The sequence below is a fragment of the Streptomyces viridochromogenes genome (assembly GCF_001270495.1).
GTDB classification, from domain to species: domain Bacteria; phylum Actinomycetota; class Actinomycetes; order Streptomycetales; family Streptomycetaceae; genus Streptomyces; species Streptomyces viridochromogenes_A.
This window is the reverse complement of sequence record NZ_LGUR01000257.1, coordinates 56,935-78,454: the sequence shown is the minus strand read 5'-3', so window position 1 is coordinate 78,454 and position 21,520 is coordinate 56,935. Positions and strand designations below refer to the sequence as shown.

General features: G+C 71.7%; 20 protein-coding genes. 6 read left to right on the top strand and 14 right to left on the bottom strand.

Translation table 11 applies throughout. From position 1 onward, the window contains the following. Positions 1-90: 90 nt before the first annotated feature. Positions 91-951, top strand: coding sequence for a dihydropteroate synthase (gene folP / locus ADK36_RS42430; RefSeq protein WP_048583572.1), 861 nt, complete (start codon positions 91-93; stop codon positions 949-951). A 262-nt stretch (positions 952-1,213) separates the two neighbouring features. On the opposite strand, the gene ADK36_RS42425 is transcribed toward folP, so the two are convergent. Both ADK36_RS42425 and dapE read right to left on the bottom strand, forming a co-directional pair. Then, positions 1,214-1,972, bottom strand: coding sequence for a TIGR00730 family Rossman fold protein (locus ADK36_RS42425; protein WP_048583571.1), 759 nt, complete (start codon positions 1,970-1,972; stop codon positions 1,214-1,216). 148 nt (positions 1,973-2,120) lie between these two features. Then, positions 2,121-3,200, bottom strand: coding sequence for a succinyl-diaminopimelate desuccinylase (gene dapE / locus ADK36_RS42420; RefSeq protein WP_048583570.1), 1,080 nt, complete (start codon positions 3,198-3,200; stop codon positions 2,121-2,123). A 96-nt stretch (positions 3,201-3,296) separates the two neighbouring features. Between dapE and ADK36_RS42415 the strand changes: the two genes are divergently transcribed. Beyond that, entirely contained in the window at positions 3,297-4,277 is a 981-nt protein-coding gene (locus ADK36_RS42415) for a heavy metal transporter (RefSeq protein WP_078916409.1), read from the top strand. Positions 4,278-4,649: 372 nt separating this feature from the next. Further along, entirely contained in the window at positions 4,650-5,126 is a 477-nt protein-coding gene (locus ADK36_RS42410; protein WP_048583568.1) for a hypothetical protein, read from the top strand. Positions 5,127-5,266: 140 nt separating this feature from the next. Here ADK36_RS42410 and ADK36_RS42405 read toward each other — a convergent pair whose 3' ends face one another. Continuing rightward, a complete protein-coding gene (locus ADK36_RS42405) occupies positions 5,267-6,361 on the bottom strand; it encodes a bifunctional succinyldiaminopimelate transaminase/glutamate-prephenate aminotransferase (protein ID WP_053201430.1) in 1,095 nt (364 codons plus the stop codon). 142 nt (positions 6,362-6,503) lie between these two features. Continuing rightward, positions 6,504-6,824 (bottom strand): ferredoxin, encoded by a 321-nt coding sequence (fdxA, locus tag ADK36_RS42400; protein ID WP_019058397.1) that lies wholly within the window; start codon positions 6,822-6,824, stop codon positions 6,504-6,506. A 140-nt stretch (positions 6,825-6,964) separates the two neighbouring features. Between fdxA and ADK36_RS42395 the strand changes: the two genes are divergently transcribed. Together ADK36_RS42395 and ADK36_RS42390 are read left to right on the top strand one after the other, a co-directional pair. Then, positions 6,965-7,966 carry a GNAT family N-acetyltransferase gene (locus ADK36_RS42395; protein ID WP_048583566.1) on the top strand — a complete coding sequence of 334 codons (1,002 nt, stop codon included), beginning with the start codon at positions 6,965-6,967 and terminating at the stop codon, positions 7,964-7,966. 39 nt (positions 7,967-8,005) lie between these two features. Then, positions 8,006-8,857 carry a transglutaminase-like domain-containing protein gene (locus tag ADK36_RS42390; RefSeq protein ID WP_048583565.1) on the top strand — a complete coding sequence of 284 codons (852 nt, stop codon included), beginning with the start codon at positions 8,006-8,008 and terminating at the stop codon, positions 8,855-8,857. Between the two features lie 131 nt (positions 8,858-8,988). On the opposite strand, the gene ADK36_RS42385 is transcribed toward ADK36_RS42390, so the two are convergent. From ADK36_RS42385 to ADK36_RS42350, 8 genes are all read right to left on the bottom strand, one after another. Next, positions 8,989-9,603 (bottom strand): response regulator transcription factor, encoded by a 615-nt coding sequence (locus tag ADK36_RS42385; RefSeq protein WP_048583564.1) that lies wholly within the window; start codon positions 9,601-9,603, stop codon positions 8,989-8,991. Then, positions 9,600-10,772, bottom strand: a complete 1,173-nt coding sequence (locus ADK36_RS42380; protein ID WP_053201428.1) for a sensor histidine kinase — start codon at positions 10,770-10,772, stop codon at positions 9,600-9,602. The genes ADK36_RS42385 and ADK36_RS42380 overlap by 4 nt, the downstream gene beginning before the upstream one ends. Further along, a complete protein-coding gene (locus ADK36_RS42375) occupies positions 10,769-11,509 on the bottom strand; it encodes an ABC transporter permease (protein ID WP_048583562.1) in 741 nt (246 codons plus the stop codon). Before ADK36_RS42375 ends, ADK36_RS42380 begins: the two co-directional genes overlap by 4 nt. Next, positions 11,506-12,414: an ABC transporter ATP-binding protein gene (locus ADK36_RS42370; RefSeq protein ID WP_053201426.1), complete on the bottom strand. Its 909-nt coding sequence runs from the start codon at positions 12,412-12,414 to the stop codon at positions 11,506-11,508. The genes ADK36_RS42375 and ADK36_RS42370 overlap by 4 nt, the downstream gene beginning before the upstream one ends. 134 nt (positions 12,415-12,548) lie before the next feature. Then, positions 12,549-15,101 carry a hypothetical protein gene (locus ADK36_RS42365; protein WP_053201424.1) on the bottom strand — a complete coding sequence of 851 codons (2,553 nt, stop codon included), beginning with the start codon at positions 15,099-15,101 and terminating at the stop codon, positions 12,549-12,551. A 159-nt stretch (positions 15,102-15,260) separates the two neighbouring features. Then, on the bottom strand, positions 15,261-15,668 hold the full coding sequence (locus ADK36_RS42360; RefSeq protein ID WP_048583559.1) for a DUF6113 family protein: 408 nt from the start codon (positions 15,666-15,668) through the stop codon (positions 15,261-15,263). Next, on the bottom strand, positions 15,665-16,549 hold the full coding sequence (mshB, locus tag ADK36_RS42355) for an N-acetyl-1-D-myo-inositol-2-amino-2-deoxy-alpha-D-glucopyranoside deacetylase (RefSeq protein WP_048583558.1): 885 nt from the start codon (positions 16,547-16,549) through the stop codon (positions 15,665-15,667). The genes ADK36_RS42360 and mshB overlap by 4 nt, the downstream gene beginning before the upstream one ends. A gap of 54 nt (positions 16,550-16,603) precedes the next feature. Further along, positions 16,604-16,798: a hypothetical protein gene (locus ADK36_RS42350; protein WP_030048865.1), complete on the bottom strand. Its 195-nt coding sequence runs from the start codon at positions 16,796-16,798 to the stop codon at positions 16,604-16,606. A 177-nt stretch (positions 16,799-16,975) separates the two neighbouring features. Between ADK36_RS42350 and ADK36_RS42345 the strand changes: the two genes are divergently transcribed. Further along, positions 16,976-19,093 (top strand): S9 family peptidase, encoded by a 2,118-nt coding sequence (locus ADK36_RS42345; protein ID WP_053201422.1) that lies wholly within the window; start codon positions 16,976-16,978, stop codon positions 19,091-19,093. 148 nt (positions 19,094-19,241) lie between these two features. Here the strand turns inward: ADK36_RS42345 and ADK36_RS42340 are convergent, their stop codons facing one another. Together ADK36_RS42340 and ADK36_RS42335 are read right to left on the bottom strand one after the other, a co-directional pair. Beyond that, positions 19,242-20,303 (bottom strand): ABC transporter ATP-binding protein, encoded by a 1,062-nt coding sequence (locus tag ADK36_RS42340; protein WP_053201420.1) that lies wholly within the window; start codon positions 20,301-20,303, stop codon positions 19,242-19,244. After that, the gene (locus tag ADK36_RS42335) at positions 20,296-21,300 is read right to left on the bottom strand and encodes an ABC transporter ATP-binding protein (RefSeq protein WP_053201418.1); all 1,005 of its coding nucleotides are present in this window, start codon (positions 21,298-21,300) and stop codon (positions 20,296-20,298) included. Before ADK36_RS42335 ends, ADK36_RS42340 begins: the two co-directional genes overlap by 8 nt. Positions 21,301-21,520: the final 220 nt, after the last annotated feature.

Genomic DNA, 21,520 nt, shown 5'->3' with positions numbered 1-21,520 from the left:
TCCGATCGTGCCATGCGACTCTGACAGTTAGGGTCGCAGGCGGCCGAAAGGCCAGGACGTGCCAGGACACACAAGGAGAGGTCACAGGGGATGCTCAGGCTGGGCAGGCGTGAGTTCGACGCGCATGAGCCGGTGATCATGGCGATCGTGAACCGGACCCCGGACTCCTTCTACGACCAAGGGGCGACGTTCCGGGACGAGCCGGCCCTCGCGCGCGTGGAGCAGGCGGTGGCGGAGGGCGCGGCCATCATCGACATCGGTGGGGTGAAGGCCGGGCCGGGAGAAGAGGTGTCCGCCGAGGAGGAGGCGCGACGGACGGTCGGGTTCGTGGCCGAGGTGCGGCGGCGCTTCCCGGATGTCGTGATCAGCGTGGACACCTGGCGGGCCGAGGTCGGCGCGGCGGTGTGCGAGGCCGGGGCGGATCTGCTGAACGACGCGTGGGGTGGGGTGGATCCGGGGCTGGCGGAGGTCGCCGCGCGGTACGGGGTGGGGTTGGTGTGTACCCATGCCGGGGGTGCGGAGCCTCGGACCCGGCCGCATCGGGTGGCGTACGACGACGTCATGGCCGACATTCTGCGGGTGACCGTGGGGTTGGCGGAGCGGGCGCTGGAGCTGGGGGTTCCGCGGGAGTCGATCATGATCGATCCCGGGCATGACTTCGGGAAGAACACGCGGCACAGTCTTGAGGCGACGCGGCGGTTGGGGGAGATGGTGTCGACGGGGTGGCCGGTGTTGGTGTCGCTGTCCAACAAGGACTTCGTCGGGGAGACGTTGGACAAGCCCGTGAAGGAGCGGGTGGTGGGGACGTTGGCTACCACTGCGGTGTCGGCGTGGTTGGGGGCGCAGGTGTACCGGGTGCATGAGGTGGCGGAGACGCGGCAGGTGCTGGAGATGGTGGCGTCGATCGCGGGGCGTCGGGCTCCGGCGGTGGCGCGGCGGGGGTTGGCCTAGCCGTTTTTCTCGCCCCCGCCGCCCCTACCCGTCCCATCCTCTGAAGGGGCTGCCGCCCCTTCGACCCCGCCAGGGGGGTGCCGCCCCGGCCCGAAGGGCCTCGTCCTCGAACACCGGACGGGCTGAAAGATCGCCCCCGCCGGTGGGCGGGGGCTGGGGACGGCTGTACTCGTCCTCGAACACCGGACGGGCTGGAGGTGCGCGGACCGGCGCCAAGAAGCCACGTCGCCTGAGGCGTGCGGGACCCGGCTCAAGCGCAGCGCTAGCGCCCCGCCTCCTTCGACACCAGCGCCACCGCCTCCTCCACCTCGTCCGTGACGTGGAACAGGAGCAGGTCCTTCTCGGAGGCCTTGCCCTGGGCGATCAGGGTGTTCTGGAGCCAGTCGACCAGGCCGCCCCAGTACTCGCTGCCGAAGAGGACGATCGGGAAGCGGGTGACCTTCTGGGTCTGGACGAGGGTGAGGGCCTCGAAGAGTTCGTCGAGGGTGCCGAGGCCGCCGGGGAGGACCACGAAGCCCTGGGCGTACTTGACGAACATCATCTTGCGGACGAAGAAGTACCGGAAGTTCAGGCCGATGTCGACATAGGGGTTGAGGCCCTGCTCGAAGGGCAGCTCGATGCCGAGGCCGACCGAGATGCCGCCCGCCTCGCAGGCGCCCTTGTTGGCCGCTTCCATGGCACCGGGGCCACCGCCGGTGATCACCGCGAAGCCGGCCTCGACCAGGCCTCGGCCGAGGCGGACTCCGGCGTCGTACTCGGGAGAGTCGACCGGTGTGCGGGCCGAACCGAAGACGCTGATCGCCGCCGGGAGTTCGGCGAGGGTGCCGAAGCCCTCGATGAACTCCGACTGGATGCGCAGGACCCGCCAGGGGTCGGTGTGGACCCAGTCGGAGGGCCCGCCCGCGTCCAGCAGTCGCTGGTCGGTCGTACTCGCCGTCACCTGGCCCCGCCTCCGGATCACCGGGCCCAGACGCTGCTCCGACGGTGGCTGCTTCTTCCCCTCGGGGTTGCCGGTAGCCATGTGCGCTCCCTCCGCTGCGGGGCCTGCGAGTGTTGCAGGTCGTTCTACCTCAGCGTAGATCCACGCGGGTTACGGACGGGGGACGTGAGCATGACCGCCGTGAAGCGGTGTCCCGGCGGCCCCTCCTGCCCCGCCCTGTCCCGCGTCGCTACGCCGTGAGCCATGCCCTCAGCCGCTCCTCGCCCGCGAGGATCTTCGCCGTCTCGACGCGTTCGTCCCGCTTGTGCGCCAAGTGCGGGTTGCCGGGGCCGTAGTTGACGGCCGGGATGCCCAGGGACGAGAAGCGGGAGACGTCCGTCCAGCCGTACTTGGGGCGGGCGATCCCTCCGACCGCCGCCATGAACGCCGCTGCCGCCGGGTGGGACAGGCCCGGCAGCGCGCCACCGCTGTGGTCGTCCACCACGAACTCCTCGACCCCGCAGTCGGCGAAGACCTCACGGACGTGCGCGACGGCCTCCTCCTCGGTACGGTCCGGCGCGTAGCGGAAGTTGACGGTCACCACGCATTCGTCGGGGATGACGTTGCCGGCCACACCGCCCTTGATGCCGACCGCGTTCAGGCCCTCGCGGTACTCCAGGCCGTCGATCACCGGGTAGCGCGGTTCGTACGAGGCCAGGCGGGCCAGGATCGGGGCCGCGGCGTGGATCGCGTTCGAGCCCATCCAGCTGCGCGCGGAGTGGGCGCGTTCGCCCCTGGTCTTGAGGAGCACCCTGAGCGTGCCCTGGCAGCCGCCCTCGACCTCGCCGTCCGACGGCTCCAGGAGCACCGCGAAGTCGCCCTCCAGCCACTCGGGGCGAGCCTCGGAGATGTGCTTGAGGCCGTTGAGCTCCGCGGTCACCTCTTCGTTGTCGTAGAACACGAAGGTCAGGTCGCGGTTGGGGGACGGGACCGTCGCGGCGATGCGCAGCTGGACCGCGACGCCGGACTTCATGTCGCAGGTTCCGCAGCCCCACAGGACGCCGTCCTCGTCCAGCCTCGACGGGACGTTGTCCGCGATCGGCACCGTGTCGATATGGCCGGCGAGGATCACACGCTCCGGCCGGCCCAGGTTCGTACGGGCCACGACGTTGTTGCCGTACCGGTCGACCGTCAGATGCGGCAGGGCGCGCAGGGCGGTCTCGACGGCGTCCGCGAGGGGCTGCTCGGTACCGCTGACGGAGGGGAAGTCGACGAGCTGCGCGGTGAGCTTCGCGGCGTCCAGCGTGAGGTCAAGGGAGGTGTCGGCCATGGAGCCGACCCTAACGCGCCCGGCAGCGGGCCCACTTTGCCCACCGATTTTCCACAGCGCCCATACTCCTCAGTAACCTCGGCTACCTTGTAGGGCGTGCCAGAGCCGTCACCCTCCTCCAAACGCCGTGGCCGCCTCCTCCGTCGCGGGGCGGCCTTCGTGGTCATGCTCGCCGTCGCGGGCTATCTCGCGGTGCAGTACGTCACCGGCGGCACCGGCACGCCGGGCTGCGAGGTCGTCTCGGACAAGGGCGACGGGGCGCGGTACGAGTTCACGCCGGAGCAGGCGGTGAACGCGGCGACCATCGCCGCCGTCGGCACCGGGCGGGGTCTGCCCGAGCGGGCCGTGACGATCGCGCTCGCCACCGCGCTCCAGGAGTCGGCGCTGCGCAACATCACCCACGGCGACCGCGACTCGCTGGGCCTGTTCCAGCAGCGGCCCTCACAGGGCTGGGGCACCGAGAAGGAGATCCTGGACCCGATCTACTCGGCCGGCATCTTCTACGAGCACCTGGTCAAGGTCCGCGGCTACACGGAGCTGCCGCTCACCGTCGCCGCGCAGCGCGTACAACGCAGCGGCTACCCGGAGGCGTACGCCAAGCACGAGCCGGACGCGACGCTGCTGGCCGCCGCCCTCACCGGGCGTTCGGCGGCCACGCTGACCTGCGAGGGGCGCCCGGGGGCCGGCACGCGCACCTCGGGCCCGGACGCCGTACGGGCCGCGCTCGTACGGGACTTCGGGCAGGACGCGCTGCAGCCGGCCGCCGCCGAGGTGGGCGCCCGGAAGGCCACGCCATCGCCCACTCCTTCGGTGATCGAGCGGGACGGGCGGACCGTCCTGCTGCCGGTGCCCGGTGACTCCGGTTCCGGCGGCGGCCGCAGTGTCCGCGAGCGTGGCTGGCAGTTGGCCCACTGGGCCGTGGCCAACGCCTCCGATCTGCACATCAAGCGGGTGTCGTACGCCGGGCGGGAGTGGACCGCCGGAAACACCGACAGCCAGTGGCGGACGAGCGCGGCGCCGGGTACCGCGGGGGCGCAGGGCGGTCTGGGCTCGGTCCGGATCGTGACGACTCACTAGGCGCGCGTCACTGGGCGCGCGGGCGGTACGCGCAGGCGTTCGGCGGCTCACTCCCGGGGATTACCCGGGGTGTCGGTGGGCAATGGTGTGGGCAGGTTTTCGCGCGGTCACCGCGACATCCGCCAAAACCCTTGTGAATCAAGGGCTGTAAGGATTCCGCAGGCTTTCGGGCGAGGATCTTTTTGCCCGTATTTATCCGCAGGCGATAATGCGACGCATTGCCAACTCTTTACGTTGCGGCGCCGCAACCTTCGCGGGCTTCGAGCGGTAGTCACTGCGTCCGAGCCCGGAGATCAACAGCCAGTCGATCAACTGCCGGGTGCGGTCGGACACTTCATCGTTCTCATCCGACATACCCGTCGAAGGAGCATCATGTCCCTCCCCCTGACCCGCCGGATCGCCCGTGCTGCGCTGATCGTCGCTGCGGGAGCGGCTGCCGGGGTCGGTGCGGCCGGCTCCGCCAGCGCGGCCCCCGAACTGCCCGACGCCTCGAAGGTCGGCGGGCTGACCGCCCTGGACGGCGCGAGCGTCGTCGACGGCGCGGCCACGAACGCCACCGGGCTCGCGGGCGGCGCCGTCGACACCGCGGTCGACGGCGCGCTGCCGACCGCGACCAAGGCCGGCGACAAGGTGACCAAGACCGGCGGCAAGGCCGCGAAGAAGGCCGTGCCGACCGCGACCAAGGCCGGCGGCAAGGTCGCGAAGAAGGCGACGCCCGCTGCGCAGCAGACCGCCGGTGGCGTGGCCGGGTCGGTCGGGACCGTCCTCGGTGAGGCGGCCGGTACGGCCACGCAGGGCGGCGTGCCGGCGACCGGCACGCTGCCGGTGCAGGGACTTCCCCTCAGCTGACGGTCGGCCCGCGCCCGGCTTGAGCCGGCGGGGTCCAGGGAGTTCCCTGGGCCCCGTCGGCTTTTGTGTGGCCGCGTACGCCTGCGTCGGCAGGGGCCGGGGCTGTTCGCATGGCGCCCCGCCCTGCAGCCCGTGCAGGCTCACGCCAGGCGCTGCACCGCGGCCCGCACCCGCTCGTCCGTCGCCGTGAACGCCACGCGTACGTGCCGGGCGCCCGCCTCGCCGTAGAAGTCGCCCGGGGCCACCAGGATGCCGAGGTCGGCCAGGTCGGAGACGGTGGTCCAGCAGGACTCGTCCTTCGTGGCCCAGAGGTAGAGGCTGGCCTCGCTGTGCTCGATACGGAAGCCGTGGCCCTCCAGGGCCTCGCGGAGGGCCTCGCGACGGGCGGCGTAGCGGTCGCGCTGGACGCGGACGTGTTCGTCGTCGCCCAGGGCCGCGATGACCGCCGCCTGGGTCGGCGCCGACGTCATCATGCCGCCGTGCTTGCGGATCTGGAGCAGGGGGCCGAGGACGGCCGGATCGCCGGCCAGGAACGCGGCGCGGTAGCCGGCCAGGTTGGAGCGCTTGGAGAGGCTGTGGACGGCGACGATGCCCTCGTACGAGCCGCCGTTCACGTCCGGGTGCAGGACCGAGACCGGGTCGGCCTCCCAGCCCAGCTCCAGGTAGCACTCGTCGGAGAAGAGCAGAATGCCGTGCGAGCGGGCCCACGCCACGACGCGGGTGAGTTCCGCCTTCGACAGGACCTTGCCGGTCGGGTTGGACGGCGAGTTCAGCCAGAGGAGCTTCAGGCCCCGCGGGTCCAGCTCCGTCGGGTCGTCGTACACCTCGTACTCCGCGCGGGCCAGACGGGCGCCCACCTCGTACGTCGGGTAGGCCAGCCGCGGGTAGGCCACCTTGTCGCCGGGGCCGAGGCCCAGCTGGGTGGGGAGCCAGGCGACCAGTTCCTTGGAGCCGACGATGGGCAGGACGTGCCGGTGGGTGACCTCGCGGGCGCCCAGGCGGCGCTCCGCCCACCCCGTGATCGCGTCACGCAGCGCCGGGGTGCCCCAGACCGTCGGATAGCCCGGCGAGTCCGCAGCGTCGATCAGGGCCTTCTGGATCAGCTCGGGGACCGGGTCGACCGGCGTGCCGACGGAGAGGTCGACGATGCCGTCCGGGTGCGCGGCGGCCGTCTCCTTGTACGGCTCCAGCTTGTCCCAGGGGAAGGTCGGAAGGCGGTCGGAGACTGCGGACACGGGATCTGGCTCACTTTCTGGTGCTGCCGGTACTGCCGGTACGGGCCGAGGACTGCCGGATACGGCAACGCCTCGGTCCCGTACGGCGATCAAGGGTGATCGAGCCGTACGGGACCGAGGCGGCGCGCGTGGCGGGCCGCTCTTACTGGTTCTGCGGCGGCAGCGCGGCGACGAAGGGGTGGTCGCGCTCGATCAGACCCAGCTTGCTGGCGCCGCCGGGGGAGCCGAGCTCGTCGAAGAACTCGACGTTCGCCTTGTAGTAGTCCTTCCACTCCTCCGGAGTGTCGTCCTCGTAGAAGATCGCCTCGACCGGGCAGACCGGCTCACAGGCTCCGCAGTCGACGCATTCGTCCGGGTGGATGTACAAGGACCGGGAGCCCTCGTAGATGCAGTCGACCGGGCACTCCTCGATGCACGCCTTGTCCTTGACGTCGACACAAGGCTGCGCGATGACGTAGGTCACGCTGTCGTTCCTCCTCGATAGGGCGCTGGCGAGCCTCCTCAGGCTCCGCCGCCTGGCGCGCGGGAGCGCGGCGTCGTCGATGCCCGCCTCTAGTATCTCCGTTCTTGGGCATGATCCGAACAGGAGGGGTGAACTGACCTGTGGAAATCTCCGCGACGGGGCGCCTTGCAGTCCGTATCACCGCTGCTGACGTGGGTAAACGGGTCTCGGTACGCTGCCTGAACGATCCTGCCGCGCCGGGTGAGAAGTTCACCGACACGGTGGGTGTTCTCGCATCATGGGACAACGGTGTGCTGCTGATCACACGGAAGAGTGGCGAAACCGTCCGCATCGCGGAATCCTCGCTGGTCGCGGGCAAGCTGGTGCCCGCCGCTCCGGCCCGGCGCCGGGGGCCCTCCGCCTCGTACCAGGAACTCGCGCAGGTCGCCACGCGCGCGTGGCGACCGGTGGAGAGCGAGCGGCTCGGCGGGTGGGAGCTGCGGGCCGCGTCCGGGTTCACCCGGCGGGCCAACTCGGTGCTGCCCCTCGGCGACCCCGGGATGCCGCTGCCGGACGCGCTCGACGTCGTACGGCGCTGGTACGGCGACCGGGGACTCCCCGCCTATGTCCAGACCGCCACCGGGGCCGAGGGCACGCAGGAGCTGCTGTGCGCGGAGCTGGAGCGGCTGGGCTGGGTGCGTGAGGTGACCGCAGAGCTGTGGGTCGGGGCGTTGGCGCCGGTCGCCGACCTGGGCGAGCCGGCCGAGGTGTCCGGGGTGGTGCCGGCCCGGGAGGCGGACGAGGCTTGGCTTGCGCGGTACCAGCGCAAGGGGGTGAGCGAGGTGGCCCTGAAGGTGCTCGGGAGCGGGCCGTCGGTGTGGTTCGCGACGGTTCCCGGTGCGGGTGGCGGTGCGCCCGCCGCCATCGGGCGGTGTGTCGTGGACGGGCGGTGGGCCGGGTTCGCCGCCGTGGAGGTCGATCCGGCGCTACGGCGGCAGGGGCTGGCCACCCGGGTGATGGCCGCGCTGGCCCGGCGGGCTCTCGACGAGGGGGCGTCGGCGGCGTGGCTCCAGGTCGAGGCCGAGAACGCGGGCGCGCGGGAGATGTACGCCGGGATGGGGTTCGGTGCCCATCACGCGTACCACCACTATCGATCAGTGTGAGCAGTGGTACCGATCGCCGTGAAAGGGCACGAGCCAGCTATGCGTCCCCCCTACCCCCCACCGCCAGAACGCTCCGCCGAACTGCGCCGGCGGTTCGCCGAAGAGGCACGGTCCGAGCGGCCCGATCTGTCCCTGCTCTGTCTGCTGGTGGGGGCCGAGGCGGACGGGGCGCTGGACGAGGCGGGCATGGATTCCGTGCAGGTGGAGCTGGACGAGCTGGCCGGCCGGCTGCCGTTCCGGCCCGGGGGGCCGCGGTCGTGGGCGGTCGCTCTGCGGGAGCTGCTCGGGGAGCGGCACGGGTTTCGCGGCTCCGCCGGGGACTATCAGCGCCTGGAGTCGTCGCTGCTGCACCAGGTGCTGAAGCGGCGGCGTGGGCTGCCGATTCTGCTGTCGGTGGTGTGGATGGAGGTGGCGCGGCGGGCGGGGGCACCGGTGTACGGGGTGGCTCTGCCCGGGCACTTCGTCGTGGGGTTCGGGCCTGCTGAGGATCAGGTGCTCGCCGATCCGTTCGACGGGGGGCGGGTGTTGGCCGGGAGCGATGCGGAGTTGCTGGTGGCGGGGGCCACGGGGGCGGCGCTGCAGCCGTCGATGCTGACGCCGGCCGATCCGCTGGATGTGGTGCTGCGGATCCTGAACAACATCCGGGCTTGGGCTGCCGCGCGGCCCGAGCGGACGGATGTGGCGCTGTGGGCGGTGGAGTTGTCGTTGTTGGTGCCGTCGCATCCGGCGCGGTTGCGGTTCGAGCGGGGCCAGTTGCTGGTTCAGCGGGGGGACTTCGTCGATGGGGCGGCGGAGTTGGAGGAGTACGCCGAGTTGATCAGCGTGGTGGACGAGGGGGCGGCGGAGCGGGTGCGGGGGGAGGCTCGGGCGGCTCGGGCGATGCTCAACTGAGTTCGCCGGTTCGCCGTAGGAGGTTCGGTGGGTGGGCGACTGCGGGTTTCGTCGTGGCTTGTCGCGCCCACGCGGCGGAGCCGCATGTCGGTTCGGCCCCGCGCCCCTGGGTGGGCTGCCATACCCGGCGATCAGAGCCAGCCCTTTTCCCTCGCTGTCCTCACCGCCTCCGCCCTGTTTCGTACCGCCAGTTTTTGGATCGCCGTCGAGAGGTAGTTGCGGACCGTTCCCTGGGAGAGGTGCAGGGCTGCCGCCAGTTCTGCGTTGGTCGAGCCGTCCTCCGCTGCTCTCAGGACCTCACGCTCGCGGTCGGTCAGCGGGTTGGCGCCCTCCGCGAGGGCCGCCGCCGCCAGGGTGGGATCGATGACCCGCTCCCCCGCCAGTACCTTGCGCACCGCCTCGGCGAGTTGGGCCGCGGGGGCGTCCTTGACCAGGAAGGCGTCGGCGCCGGCCTCCATCGCGCTGCGGAGGTAGCCGGGGCGGCCGAAGGTGGTGAGGACGACCAGCTTCACGGCCGGCAGCTCGCGGTGCAGGACCGCCGCCGCCTCTATGCCCGTCGCGCCCGGCATCTCGATGTCCAGGAGCGCCACGTCGATGTCGTGCTCGCGGGCGGCCGGCAGGACCTCGTCGCCGCGGGCCACCTGGGCGACGACCTCGATGTCGTCCTCGAGGCCGAGCAGGGCGGCCAGGGCCTCGCGGACCATCGACTGGTCCTCGGCGAGCAGGACCTTGATCGTGGAGCTCATGGCGCGGATTCTACGGCCGTGGCGGCGGCGGTGACCGGGACGCGGGCGGTCAGGCGGAAGCCGTGCCTGGTGCCGCCCGCGTCCAGGGTGCCGCCTGCTTTCTCCAGGCGTTCCGTCAGGCCCGTCAGGCCGTTGCCGGGGCCGTCGCCCTTCTCGCCCGAGCCGTTGTCCTCGACGGAGAGTTCGAGGACGGGGCCGTCGAGGGTCTGGCGGCGCAGGAGTTCCACCGTGCAGCGTCCGGCGCCGCTGTGGCGTACGACGTTGGTGATCGCCTCGCGCAGGGCCCAGGCCAGGGCCGTCTCGCTGTCCTCGGCGATGCCGGTGAGGTCCGGTTCGGCGACGGGCAGGGCGGCGGCGACTCCCGCGGCGGTCAACGCGACCTTGGCGCCCGCCAGTTCGGCGGCGAGGCGGGGGCGACGGTATCCGGTGACCGCCTCGCGGACGTCCACCAGGGCCTGGCGGCTGACCTGTTCGATGTCGGCGACCTGCCGGGCCGCCTTGTCGGGGTGGTCGGGGAGCATACGGCCCGCCAGTTCGCTCTTCAGCGTGATCAGGGAGAGGGAGTGGCCGAGCAGGTCGTGCAGGTCCCGGGCGAGGCGCAGCCGCTCCTCGTTCGCGGCCAGTTGGGCGACCGTGGCGCGGGCCTCGCGCAGCGCGACCGTCGTACGGACGAGTTCGCGTACGCCTGTCATGGCGAAGCCGCCCAGCAGGGCCGGGATCAGCAGACCGGCCAGGAAGGACTTGCCGCCCGGTGTCGCGAGCGCGACCACCGTCATCAGCGCGGACGCGCCCGGGATCGTCCAGCGGGCCATGAGCGGGGGCAGGGCCGCGCCGGACGCGATCGAGACGTACACGAACAACACCAGCCACTCCCGGCCCAGGGTCAGGGCGAGGACCGTGGACTGGGCCGCGAGGACGCCGAGCGAGGCGAGGACGACGCTGTTGCGTGCGCCGCGGCCCGTGCGGAAGAGCAGCAGCACGTACCAGGTGACGAACGCGGCGAGGCCGATCCAGCCGAGGATCCGCACGCCCGTGCTGTGGCCGCCGTGCAGCAGGTCACTCGCGGGCGCGCTCAGGTAGACCAGCCAGATGCCGGTCCACAGGAGCTTGACGAACCGCTGCTTGTTGTTCTCCGGGCGCTGCCCGATGCCGCCGCCTGTGCCGCTCACGCCTTCAGTGTGTCCTTCCGGTACAGCCAGGCCGCGCCGCCCGTGAACAGGGCGAAGGAGACGGCGAGGACGACGAGGTCCTTCGCGTGCGGGGCCTGGCTCTGCTCGATGGCCTGCCCCAGCGCAGCGTACGCGTGCGTGGGCACCCAGGCGGCGATGTCCTGGAGCCACTGCGGGAAGGTCGTCGTGGGCATCCACAGGCCGCCGAGCAGGGAGAGTCCGAAGTAGACGATCATCGTGATCGGGCGCACCGCGTCCCCGGTCGCGGAGTACCCGATCGCCACCCCGAGCGCGGCGAAGACCAGGCTCCCGGCCCAGATCGCGCCGGTGAGCGCGAGCCACTGCCAGGCGTCCAGGCGCACGTCCTTCACGACAGCGGCTACGACGAAGATGACGACGATCGAAGGCAGGCTGACCACGGCGGCGCTCGCCGTCTTGGCCAGCACATACCCGCGGCCCGGCAGGGTCGTCAGCCGCAGCTGCCGTACCCAGCCGCTCTCGCGCTCCTTGGCTATGCGCTCGCTGTTGCCCATCAGGACGGCCGTCAGGGCGCCGAACGAGGCCATCGAGACCATCATGTAGGTCGGCAGCGTCAGGCCGGTGCCGTCGACCTTCGTGGTGCTGTCGGCGCTGCCCGCGATCAGCAGGAACAGCATGGACGGGTAGAGCACCGAGAAGAACAGGAACTTGCGGTTGCGCAGGGCGCGGGTGAGTTCCAGCCGGATCAGGCCCTTCATGAGGTACGCGCCTCCTCGGCGGTGGTGATGGCGACGAAGGCCTGCTCCAGGCCGAGCCCGGCGACTTCGAGGTTGCGGGGGTAGAGGCCGAGGCCGTAGAGGGAGTGGACGGTCGCGTCGGCGTCGGAGGACTGGAGGCGGACCGTACGGCCGGACACGTCGAGTGTGGTGAGGAAGGGCAGGGCGCGCAGTGCCGCCTCGTCGACCGGGCCGTCGGGCAGGTCGAAGGAGATCCTGCGCGCTCCCGCCTTCGCCTTGATCTCGGCCGCCGTGCCGTCGGCCAGCAGCCGGCCCCGGTGCAGGACCAGCACCCGGTCGGCGATGGCGTCGGCCTCCTCCAGGTAGTGCGTGGCGAACAGGACCGTACGGCCCTGGTCGGCCTGTTCGCGCATGGTGGCCCAGAAGGCCTGGCGGGTGGTGACGTCCATGCCGGTGGTCGGCTCGTCCAGGACGATCAGGTCGCTGTCACCGGCGGTGGCGAGGGCGAAGCGGACGCGCTGGGCCTGGCCGCCGGAGAGCTTGTCGACCTTGCGGTCGGCGAGCTGCGTGATGCCCGCGCGGGCGAAGACTTCGGGGACGGAGTACGGCCGCGGATGCAGATCGCAGGCCAGCCGCACCACCTCGGCCACCGTGACCTCGCTCATCAGCCCGCCGCTCTGGAGCATGGCGCCCACCCGCCCGGCGACGATCGCCTCGCGCGGGTCGGTGCCGAAGAGGCGGATCGTGCCGCTGTCCGGCCGCTTGAGGCCGAGCAGCAGATCGAGCGTGGTCGACTTGCCCGCCCCGTTCGGGCCCAGCAGGGCCACGGTCTCCCCCGGGTGCAGCGCGAGCGTCAGTCCGTCGACGGCACGCACATCCCCGTAGCTCTTGCTCACCTGGTCGAATCCGACCGCTGTCGTTGTCATGCGCTCCAGGGTGGCCGCGCGGACCCCGGGCCCGGCAGTGTCGGCGGTCCTGACTGCCGGATGACAGATGTCATACGACGAGAGGGGGCACCCGGCGAAACCGGGTGCCCCCTCTCGTTCGCTGCGACGATCCGCTAGCTCGGGTTCGTCTCGATGACCGCCACGCGGTCGGTCTTGCTCTTCAGCGCCTCGCGCAGGGCGACGTAGACGTCCTGCGGTGTGACGGGCGTCTTCTTGCCGTTGGCCCGAGTGATGAGCACGCCGTCGAAGGCGCCGCCGTAGAGCTCCTTCAGCGCGGCCAGGTCGGGCGCGTCGACGAGCTTGCCGTTGACTGCCTTGACCTGGAGGAACTTCCACAGGGACTTTTCCGGGCTCATGAGGACGGGGCTCGCCCCGGCCGCCTGAACCGTCACCTTGGCCGACATCGCCGGCTCCGCGAACTCCTTCATCATCCGGTCGACCTCGGCGTTCGAGACCGTCGGCTGCTGTGTCGTCGTCGGCACGTTCACCGCGCCTGTCGCACCGGTCTCGACCTGGGTGCGGTAGGCCGCCTCGACCGCCTCGGTGGACTTGGCCACGTCGATGCCCTTGCCCGCCTTGCCGTAGACGGCGACGGCCTTGCCGGACTCGAACTTGATCGTGCCGTCGGTCACCGAGCCGGAGCCGCCGGAGGCGTCCTCCAGGGCGGCGTGCAGCTTCTCCTCGTCGGTGGGCATGACCGGGTCGACGACCCGGTGGTTGCCGAAGAGGGAGCCGATGACCGAGACCGGGTTGTAGTCGCTGGACGCGGCCGCGCTGACCGTCTGCTGCATGTCGAACTGAAGTCCGGCCTTGTCCGGCTCCAGTGTCACGGTCTTGCCGCCCACCGACAGCTTCAGCGGCTTGTTGACCCGCTCGTCGAAGGAGTCGTTGAGCTTCTTGACCGCGTCGTCGCGGGTGCCGCCGCCGATGTCGACGCCGAGCACGGTGGTGCCCTTGGGCACGTCGGAGTGGGCCATCAGCAGTCCTGCGCCGTAGACACCGCCCGCGAGGACGATCACTCCGCCGCCGACCAGCGCCAGCTTGTTGCGGCCCTTCTTCTTGGGCGCGCGCGAGGTCTGGTTGTCCGACGAGCCGGTTTCGGGGAGCTTCGGGGGCGTGTGCGGGCCGGAGGGCTCGGTTCCGCCCGGACCGAAGGGCCCGCTCTGGGCGCCGGAGGGCACAACGGGGATACCGCTGGTGACGGTGTGGCCGGAGACGTTGTCGGCGACGCCGCCGTAGTGCGGGTTGCCGGGCTCGGGGGCCGGCTTCTGCGGGGTGAGGATCGCGGTGTCGTCGCTGAGCCCACCGCCGGGGCCGCGGCCCGGGACGTGCGGGGAGGCACCGGGGCCGGCGGGGCCGCCCGGGCCGGCGGAGATACCGGGACCGACCGGGGCACCCGGGCCGGAGGGCCCGGGAGGACCACCGGGGCCGCCGGGACCACCGGGACGGCTCGGACCGGCGGAGATACCGGAAGCACCCGGGCCGCCCGGACCACCCGGACCGGCGGAGATACCGGAGCCGACCGGACCGCCCGGACGGCCGGGCGCACCAGAACCACGCGGGCCGCCGGGACCCCCGGGAGCGCCCTGCCTGGCGCCGGCGGCCGGCGGCACCACCGGGCCGTCGCCGGTGACCGGGCCGGTCGTCGGGCCCGCGGGACCCTGCGGGCCGCCCTGGCCGCCGCGGCCGTTCGAGCCGTTGAAGTCGCTCGGGCCGCCGAAGTCGTCGAGGCCGTTCGGAGCGCCGAAGTCGTCGAAGTCGTTCGGGGCGTTGAAATCGGCGGAGGGGTCGAAGCCGCCGGGGCCGCCCTGGGCGCCGTAACCGCCCGGGCCGCCCGGGCCGCCCTGCGGGCCGTAGCCGTTCGGGCCGCCCTGACCGTTCTGGCCGCCGTTCCCGTTCTCCGAGAAGTACGGCAGGTCGTCGCGGCGCGCCTCGTCACCGGGGCGGGCACCGTTGCCGTTGCCCAGCGGGCCTGCCGCCAGCGCCTCGGTCACGTCGAAGGAACCGGTGCCTCCGCCGTGCCCGGGAGCCACGGGTCCGCCGGTCGCGCCGGGGAGGCCCGCGCCGTTCGTACCGCCGGGACGGGAGCCGCCCGGCACGCTCATCGAGCCGACGACACCGCCGGGCCGGCCGGCACCGGCACCCGAACGCCCCGCACCCGCACTCGCGCCGCCGGGACCGCCCGCGCCGGTGCCGGAAGCACCAGGGCCCGAACCACCGGGCAGACCGGCCCCGTTGGAGGGGGGTCCGCCCGGACCGCCCTTGGGCGCGCCGGACTTGCGCGGTGCGAACCAGTCGCTCGTCTTCTCCCCGGCCTGCGCTCCGGGCTCGGCCGGGGGCTCGACGGTGCCCGTGGACATCGACGTGGCGGCCGACGGCGTCGGCGGCTCGGTGTCCGCGCCGCCGCCGGAGCCGGAACTCTCGGCGTCCGCGACGGGCTGGCGTACGACGACCGGCGGAATGGGCCGCGATCCGGGGATGTTGATCCGGATCCGGGTCGTCAGCGTGGTCTCGGTCTTGCGCTCCTCCGGCTGCGCGGCCGAACGGCCCGCGTCCGCACCGCTGTCGGAAGCCATGGGGGTCCCGTACGGCGGCGTGCCCGAGGGGTATGCGGCTCCGCCGTGCCCGTTGGGCCCGGAGGACGGAGTGTCAGTTTCACGACTCAAGGCAGGTTCTCCCGGTTGGCTCCGCCGCCGTTTCGACCCCATTGCTCCGGGCGGCTCGGCGGCGCGCACCACCATACTGGCCACTTCTGGCCCGTATCCCACGACCGCCTGGGAAACCCACACGGGACTCGCACGTGTGCGGCGTGGAGAAGTGGTACGTCACTTGCCAAGTCGGACGCCGTCGCCACCCGGTTGCCGCACCGGGGCGAGGGTGGCGCAGATCACAGCCACAGCCATGCCGCCGAGCAGGAAGAGATAGGACGCGGCCCCCGTGCCGAAGACGAAGTCGCCTTCCGGGCGGCTGGCGGTGAGCAGGATGACGGTGATCATCCAGCCGCCGGCGGACGCTACGGCCCCGGCCCGGCCGCCCGTCGCCCTGGCGGCACCCAGCAGGAGCCCGGCCTCGGCGGCGAGCGCGAGCAGCAGGCCGCCCGGGAACCACGCGGGTTGCACCAGCGCCCCGGCCACTCCGACGACCGCGCCGAGCACGAGGAGTCCGAGGTAGGCGAGGACGCGCAGGACGGAAGGCCGCTTCAGCTTCAGCGGCTGGGCGAGCATCGAGCTCATGACGCCTCCCCGAGGGTCACACCGGCGAACAGGTCGGTCTCCGTCTCCGCCGCCGGATCCGCCGCCCTCTCGCCCCGCACCAACTCGTAGTACTCGGTGGTGAAGAGGGGTTGCGCGAGTTCGTTGGAGAGCGCGAAGTACGGCTCGGTCGCCTCGGCGACGTCGATCTGCGTGGCGTGCGCCCGCATCGCGGCGGCCTTGGCGGCGGCGTACGCGGTGCCGTCGATCACGGTGGTGATCCGCTCGTCGTCGACGACACCCGGCACGTCGCCGATGACGGCCGCCTTGCCGAACGGCAACCCGGGCAGATCCACCTGAAGCCGGGCGAAGGACTCCTCGGCGACCGTGCGCGGGACGCGGTTCCAGTAGATCTTGGGGATCCGCCAGCCGGCGTCGGCCGCCAGCTCGGCCGCGCGCATGGCGATGCGGTGGGCCTGGATGTGGTCGGGGTGGCCGTAGCCGCCGTCGGGGTCATAGGTGACCAGGACCTGGGGGCGTACCTCCAGGATCACCTCGACGAGAGCCCGGGCCGCGTCGTCGACGTCCGCCTGCCAGAGGGCGGCCGGGTCGTCGTTGTCGGCGAGGCCCATCATCCCCGAGTCCTCGTAGCGGCCCTTGCCGCCGAGGAGACGGAAGTCCTCGACGCCGAGCGCGCGCATCGCGGCCGTGAGTTCACCCAGGCGGTGTTCGCCCAGCGCGGTGCCGGTCAGGTGCTGGAGCTCGGGAGGAATGACCTCGCCGTGCTCGCCGAGGGTGCAGGTGACCAGGGTCACCCGGGCACCCTCGGCCGCGTACTTGGCCATGGTGGCGCCGTTGTTGATCGACTCGTCGTCCGGGTGCGCGTGCACCAGGAGCAGACGCCGGTCGGGCAGTTCCGTCATGGGCCCCACCCTACGAGGCACCACCGACAGCGCCGCACGGCGCGGCTCGACGGCTCAGAACTTGATGCCGCCGATCATGCCCGCGATGTTCGTCGTCAGCTCGCTGATGGTGGGGGCGATGGTCGAGGACGCGAGGTAGAACCCGAGCAGCATGCACACGACGGCATGGCCCGCCTTCAGTCCTGACTTCTTGATCAACAAGAAGACGATGATCGCCAGCAGCACCACCGCCGAAATCGAGAGTGCCACGGCGGCTCACCTCCAAGAATCCCAAGGGCGGGGGGGTCGGACTATGGGGGCAGATAAATCCGTACAACAGCCAGCAGGTTCATACCCACTATGCGCTATTGATCATAACTATCCGTCCGTGCGCATCGATCGGCGCACAGCCGCACAAGGGGGCGCACTGGCCAATATGGTCGGGGCATGACGACCGAGCCTGTCTCCTTTCCCCGCCGGCACGCCCGCACCCAGAGGTTCACGCTCGGCGCGCCCCGCGCGTTCGCGGTGGCGCCCGACGGTTACCGTGTCGTGTTCCTGCGCTCCGGCTCCGGTACGGACCCGGCGAGTTCGCTCTGGGTGCTCGACACGGCGGACGGCGGGGAGCGCGTGGCGGCCGACCCGCGCGCCCTGCTGGGCGGCGGCTCCGAGGACCTCTCGGCCGAGGAGCGGGCGCGGCGCGAGCGCAGCCGCGAGGGCGGCGCCGGCATCGTCGCCCACGCCACCGACAGCGCTGTCGAGTTGGCGTCTTTCACCTTGTCAGGGCGGCTTTTCACGGCCGAGCTGCGGGCCGGTACGGCACGTGAACTCCCGGTCCCCGGGCCGGTGATCGACCCGCGTCCGTCCCCCGACGGACGGCATGTCGCGTACGTCGCGCAGGGCGCCCTGCGGGTGGTGGGCGCCGAGGGCGAGGGCGACCGCGCGCTCGCCGAGCCGGAGTCGGACGGGGTGACGTACGGACTGGCCGAGTTCATCGCCGCCGAGGAGATGGGGCGCTACCGGGGCTTCTGGTGGGGCCCGGAGTCGGACCGGTTGCTGGTGGCGCGCGCGGACGACACGCCGGTGCGCCGGTGGTGGATCTCCGATCCGGCGCATCCCGAGCGCGAACCGCAGCAGGTGGCATACCCGGCGGCGGGGACGGCGAACGCGGAGGTGCGGCTGTTCGTGATCGGCCTGGACGGGGTGCGGACGGAGGTCGCGTGGGACCGGGCGCGATACCCCTACCTGGCGCGAGTGCACTGGTCAGACGCGGGTGCGCCGCTGCTGCTCGTACAAGCGCGCGACCAGCGCAGCCAGTTGTTCCTCGCCGTGGACCCGGCGACGGGGGCGACCCGGATGGTGCACGCGGACGAAGATCCACAATGGCTGGATCTTTTCCCCGGGGTGCCCTGCTGGAGCCCTTCCGGTCACCTCGTGCGCATCGCCGACGAGGGGGGCGCGCGGGTACTCACGGTGGGTGAACGCCCCCTGACCGGGCCGCAGTTGCACGTCCGGGCGGTGCTGGACGTCACCGCCGTCGATGTGCTGGTCTCGGCGTCGGCGGGTGCGGCCGCGGCGGTGCCCGAGATCGGTGAAGTGCACGTGTACCGGGTGAACGAGCTCGGTGTGGAGCGCCTGTCGCGGGAGCCCGGCGTGCACTCGGCGGTGCGTGCCGGGGGCGTGACCGTGCTGGTGTCCCATACGCCCGGCCGCCCCGGGGCCCAGGTCCAGGTGCTGCGCGACGGGAAGCAGACGGCGACGGTCCGGTCGCATGCCGAAGATCCCGGTTTGACCCCGCGCGTGACCCTCACCGAGGGGGGCGCACGACGTATCCCGTGCGCCGTGCTTATGCCTCGGGACTACGCCGGGGACACCCCGCTCCCGGTTTTGCTGGATCCCTACGGGGGACCGCACGCCTCACGGGTGGTCGCCGCACACAACGCGCACCTCACCTCGCAGTGGTTCGCGGACCAGGGGTTCGCGGTGATCGTCGCGGACGGGCGCGGTACGCCGGGGCGCTCCCCCGCGTGGGAGAAGGCGGTGCACGGGGACTTCACCCTCTCCCTCGACGACCAGGTCGACGCGCTCCAGGACCTCGCGAAGTCCCACCCGCTCGATCTCTCCCGGGTGGCCATCCGCGGCTGGTCGTACGGCGGCTGGCTGGCGGGACTGGCGGTGCTGCGCCGCCCGGACGTCTTCCACGCGGGCATCGCGGGCGCGCCGGTCACCGACTGGCGGCTCTACGACACGCACTACACGGAGCGGTATCTGGGCGACCCGGGCGCGTCGCCGGAGTCGTACGCGAAGAGCTCGCTGATCACCGAGGACGGGCTCGTCACGCCCGCCGAGCCGCACCGCCCGCTGATGATCGTGCACGGGCTGGCCGACGACAACGTGGTGGTCGCTCACGCCCTGCGCCTGTCCTCCGCCCTGCTGGCCGCCGGCCGTCCGCACGAGGTGCTGCCGCTGTCCGGGGTGACCCATATGACCCCGCAGGAGCAGGTCGCGGAGAACCTGCTGCTGCTTCAGGTGGACTTCCTGAAGCGGTCGCTGGGGCTCGCCTAGACAGCAACGGACCGGGGTGACATGGCGCACCCCGGTCCGTTTACGGCACCCGCACGGCCGTACGCTGTTCAGCCTGACGCGTCCGTATATCGGGATCGGGTCGGCGAAGTTGCCTGCTTGTTAACGCGGTTCGCGTGTGTTTGTACGGCTATGGCGTCGGCTCGGGCAGCACGGTCTGCCCCGGCGCGGAGCGCCTGATCGATACGGCCTCCGCGAAATGACAGGCCGAGTCGTGTGCCGCGGGTCCGGTCGGATCGCCGAGGTGGGCCGGCACCGCGAGCACGGGCACCTCCTGGGCGCAGCGGTCCTCGGCCTTCCAGCAGCGGGTGCGGAAGCGGCAGCCGGAGGGGACGTTCGTCGGGGACGGGACGTCTCCCGTGAGGATGATGCGCTCGCGGCGGTCACGGGCCGCCGGGTCGGGGACGGGGACCGCGGAGAGCAGCGCCTGGGTGTAGGGGTGCGTGGGGTGGTCGTAGATCTCGGCGTCCCTGCCGATCTCCACGATCCGGCCGAGGTACATCACCCCGACCCGGTCGGAGATGTGCCGGACGATCGACAGGTCGTGGGCGATGAAGACGTAGGAGAGGTCGAACTCGTTCTGGAGGCGGTCCATCAGGTTGATGACCTGGGCCTGGACGGAGACGTCGAGCGCGGAGACGGGCTCGTCGGCGACGATGACCTCCGGGCGCAGGGCCAGTCCCCGTGCGATGCCGATGCGTTGGCGCTGGCCGCCGGAGAACTGGTGCGGGTAGCGGTTGATGTGCTCGGGGTTGAGGCCGACCACGTCCAGCAGCTCGCGCACCCTGCGGCGCCGGTCGCCCTTCGGGGCGACCTCGGGGTGGATGTCGTACGGCTCGCCGATGATGTCGCCCACCGTCATCCGGGGGTTGAGGGAGGTGTACGGGTCCTGGAAGACCATCTGGATGTTGCGGCGTACGGCCTTAAGGGCGCGGCCGGTCAGTCGGGTGAGGTCCTCGCCCTTGTACTTGATCGAACCGGCCGTCGGGCGCTCCAGGTTGACCAGCATCTTGGCGACGGTCGACTTGCCGCAGCCGGACTCGCCGACGATGCCGAGGGTTTCACCGCGGTGCAGGGTGAAGTCGACGCCGTCGACGGCCTTGATCGCGCCGATCTGCTTCCTGAAGAGGATGCCCTGGGTGAGCGGGTAGTGCTTGACGAGCCCGCCGACCTCCAGAATCGCCTCAGCCATGCAGGCACTCCCTCCAGAAGTGGCAGGCGCTGCCCCGGTCTGCGACATCCGGCTCGGTGACCTCGGTGACCTCGGTGACCTTGTGCAGCGGGGGTACGTCGGTGCGGCAGAGGTCCCTGGCGATCGGGCAGCGGGGGTGGAAGGCGCAGCCCCGCGGGATGTTCATGAGGTTGGGTGGCAGGCCCTTGATGGCGTAGAGCTCCTGGCCCTTCTGGTCCAGGCGCGGGATGGAGTCCAGCAGGCCCTTGGTGTACGGGTGGGCGGGGGCCTTGTAGAGGTCGTGGACCGGTGCGGACTCGACGATCCGGCCGGCGTACATGACGGCGATCCGGTCGGCCACGTCGGCGACGACGCCGAGGTCGTGGGTGATGAGGATGAGCCCCATGCGGTACTCGCGCCGCAGCTCCGCGAGCAGATCCATGACCTGGGCCTGGACGGTGACGTCGAGTGCCGTCGTGGGCTCGTCGGCGATGATGAGCGCCGGTTCGAGGGCGAGGGCCATCGCGATCATGATGCGTTGGCGCATACCGCCGGAGAACTGGTGCGGGTACTGCCTGACGCGCTCCCTGGCGGCCGGGATCCGCACCCGGTCCATCAGCTCGACGGCCTTCGCCCGCGCGTCCTTCCTCGACATGCCGCGGTGCACCACGAACATCTCGCCGAGCTGGTCGCCGACGGTCAGGACGGGGTTCAGCGCCGACAGGGCGTCCTGGAAGATCATGGCCATCTCGGCGCCGCGGACCCTGCGCCGCTCCTCTTCCCTGAGCTTCAGCAGGTCCCGCCCGCGAAAGAGGATCTCGCCCCCGGTGATCCTCCCCGGCGGCATGTCGAGGATCCCCATCACCGCCTGCGCGGTGACCGACTTCCCGGACCCGGACTCCCCGAGCACGGCGAGCGTCTCCCCCGCGTCGACGCCGTAACTGACGCCGTTCACGGCCTTGGCGACCCCGTCCCGCGTCCGGAACTCCACCTGGAGATCACGCACTTCGAGCAACATGACGCGTGCTCACCTCACTTTCGGGTCGGGGGCGTCGGCGCTCCGCTTGCTGTGCCGCGATGTGCCCTCGGTCGTCTGCGGCGCCCTCGTGGCTGGTCGCGCCCACGCGGCAGAGCCGCGTATCGACACCGCCCGCGCCCCTCGGGGCACTGCCGAACCGGAACGGACCTCGCTCGGCCTGCTTCGGCCGGCGGAGGACGACTCCCTGCCTCCTGCGGCG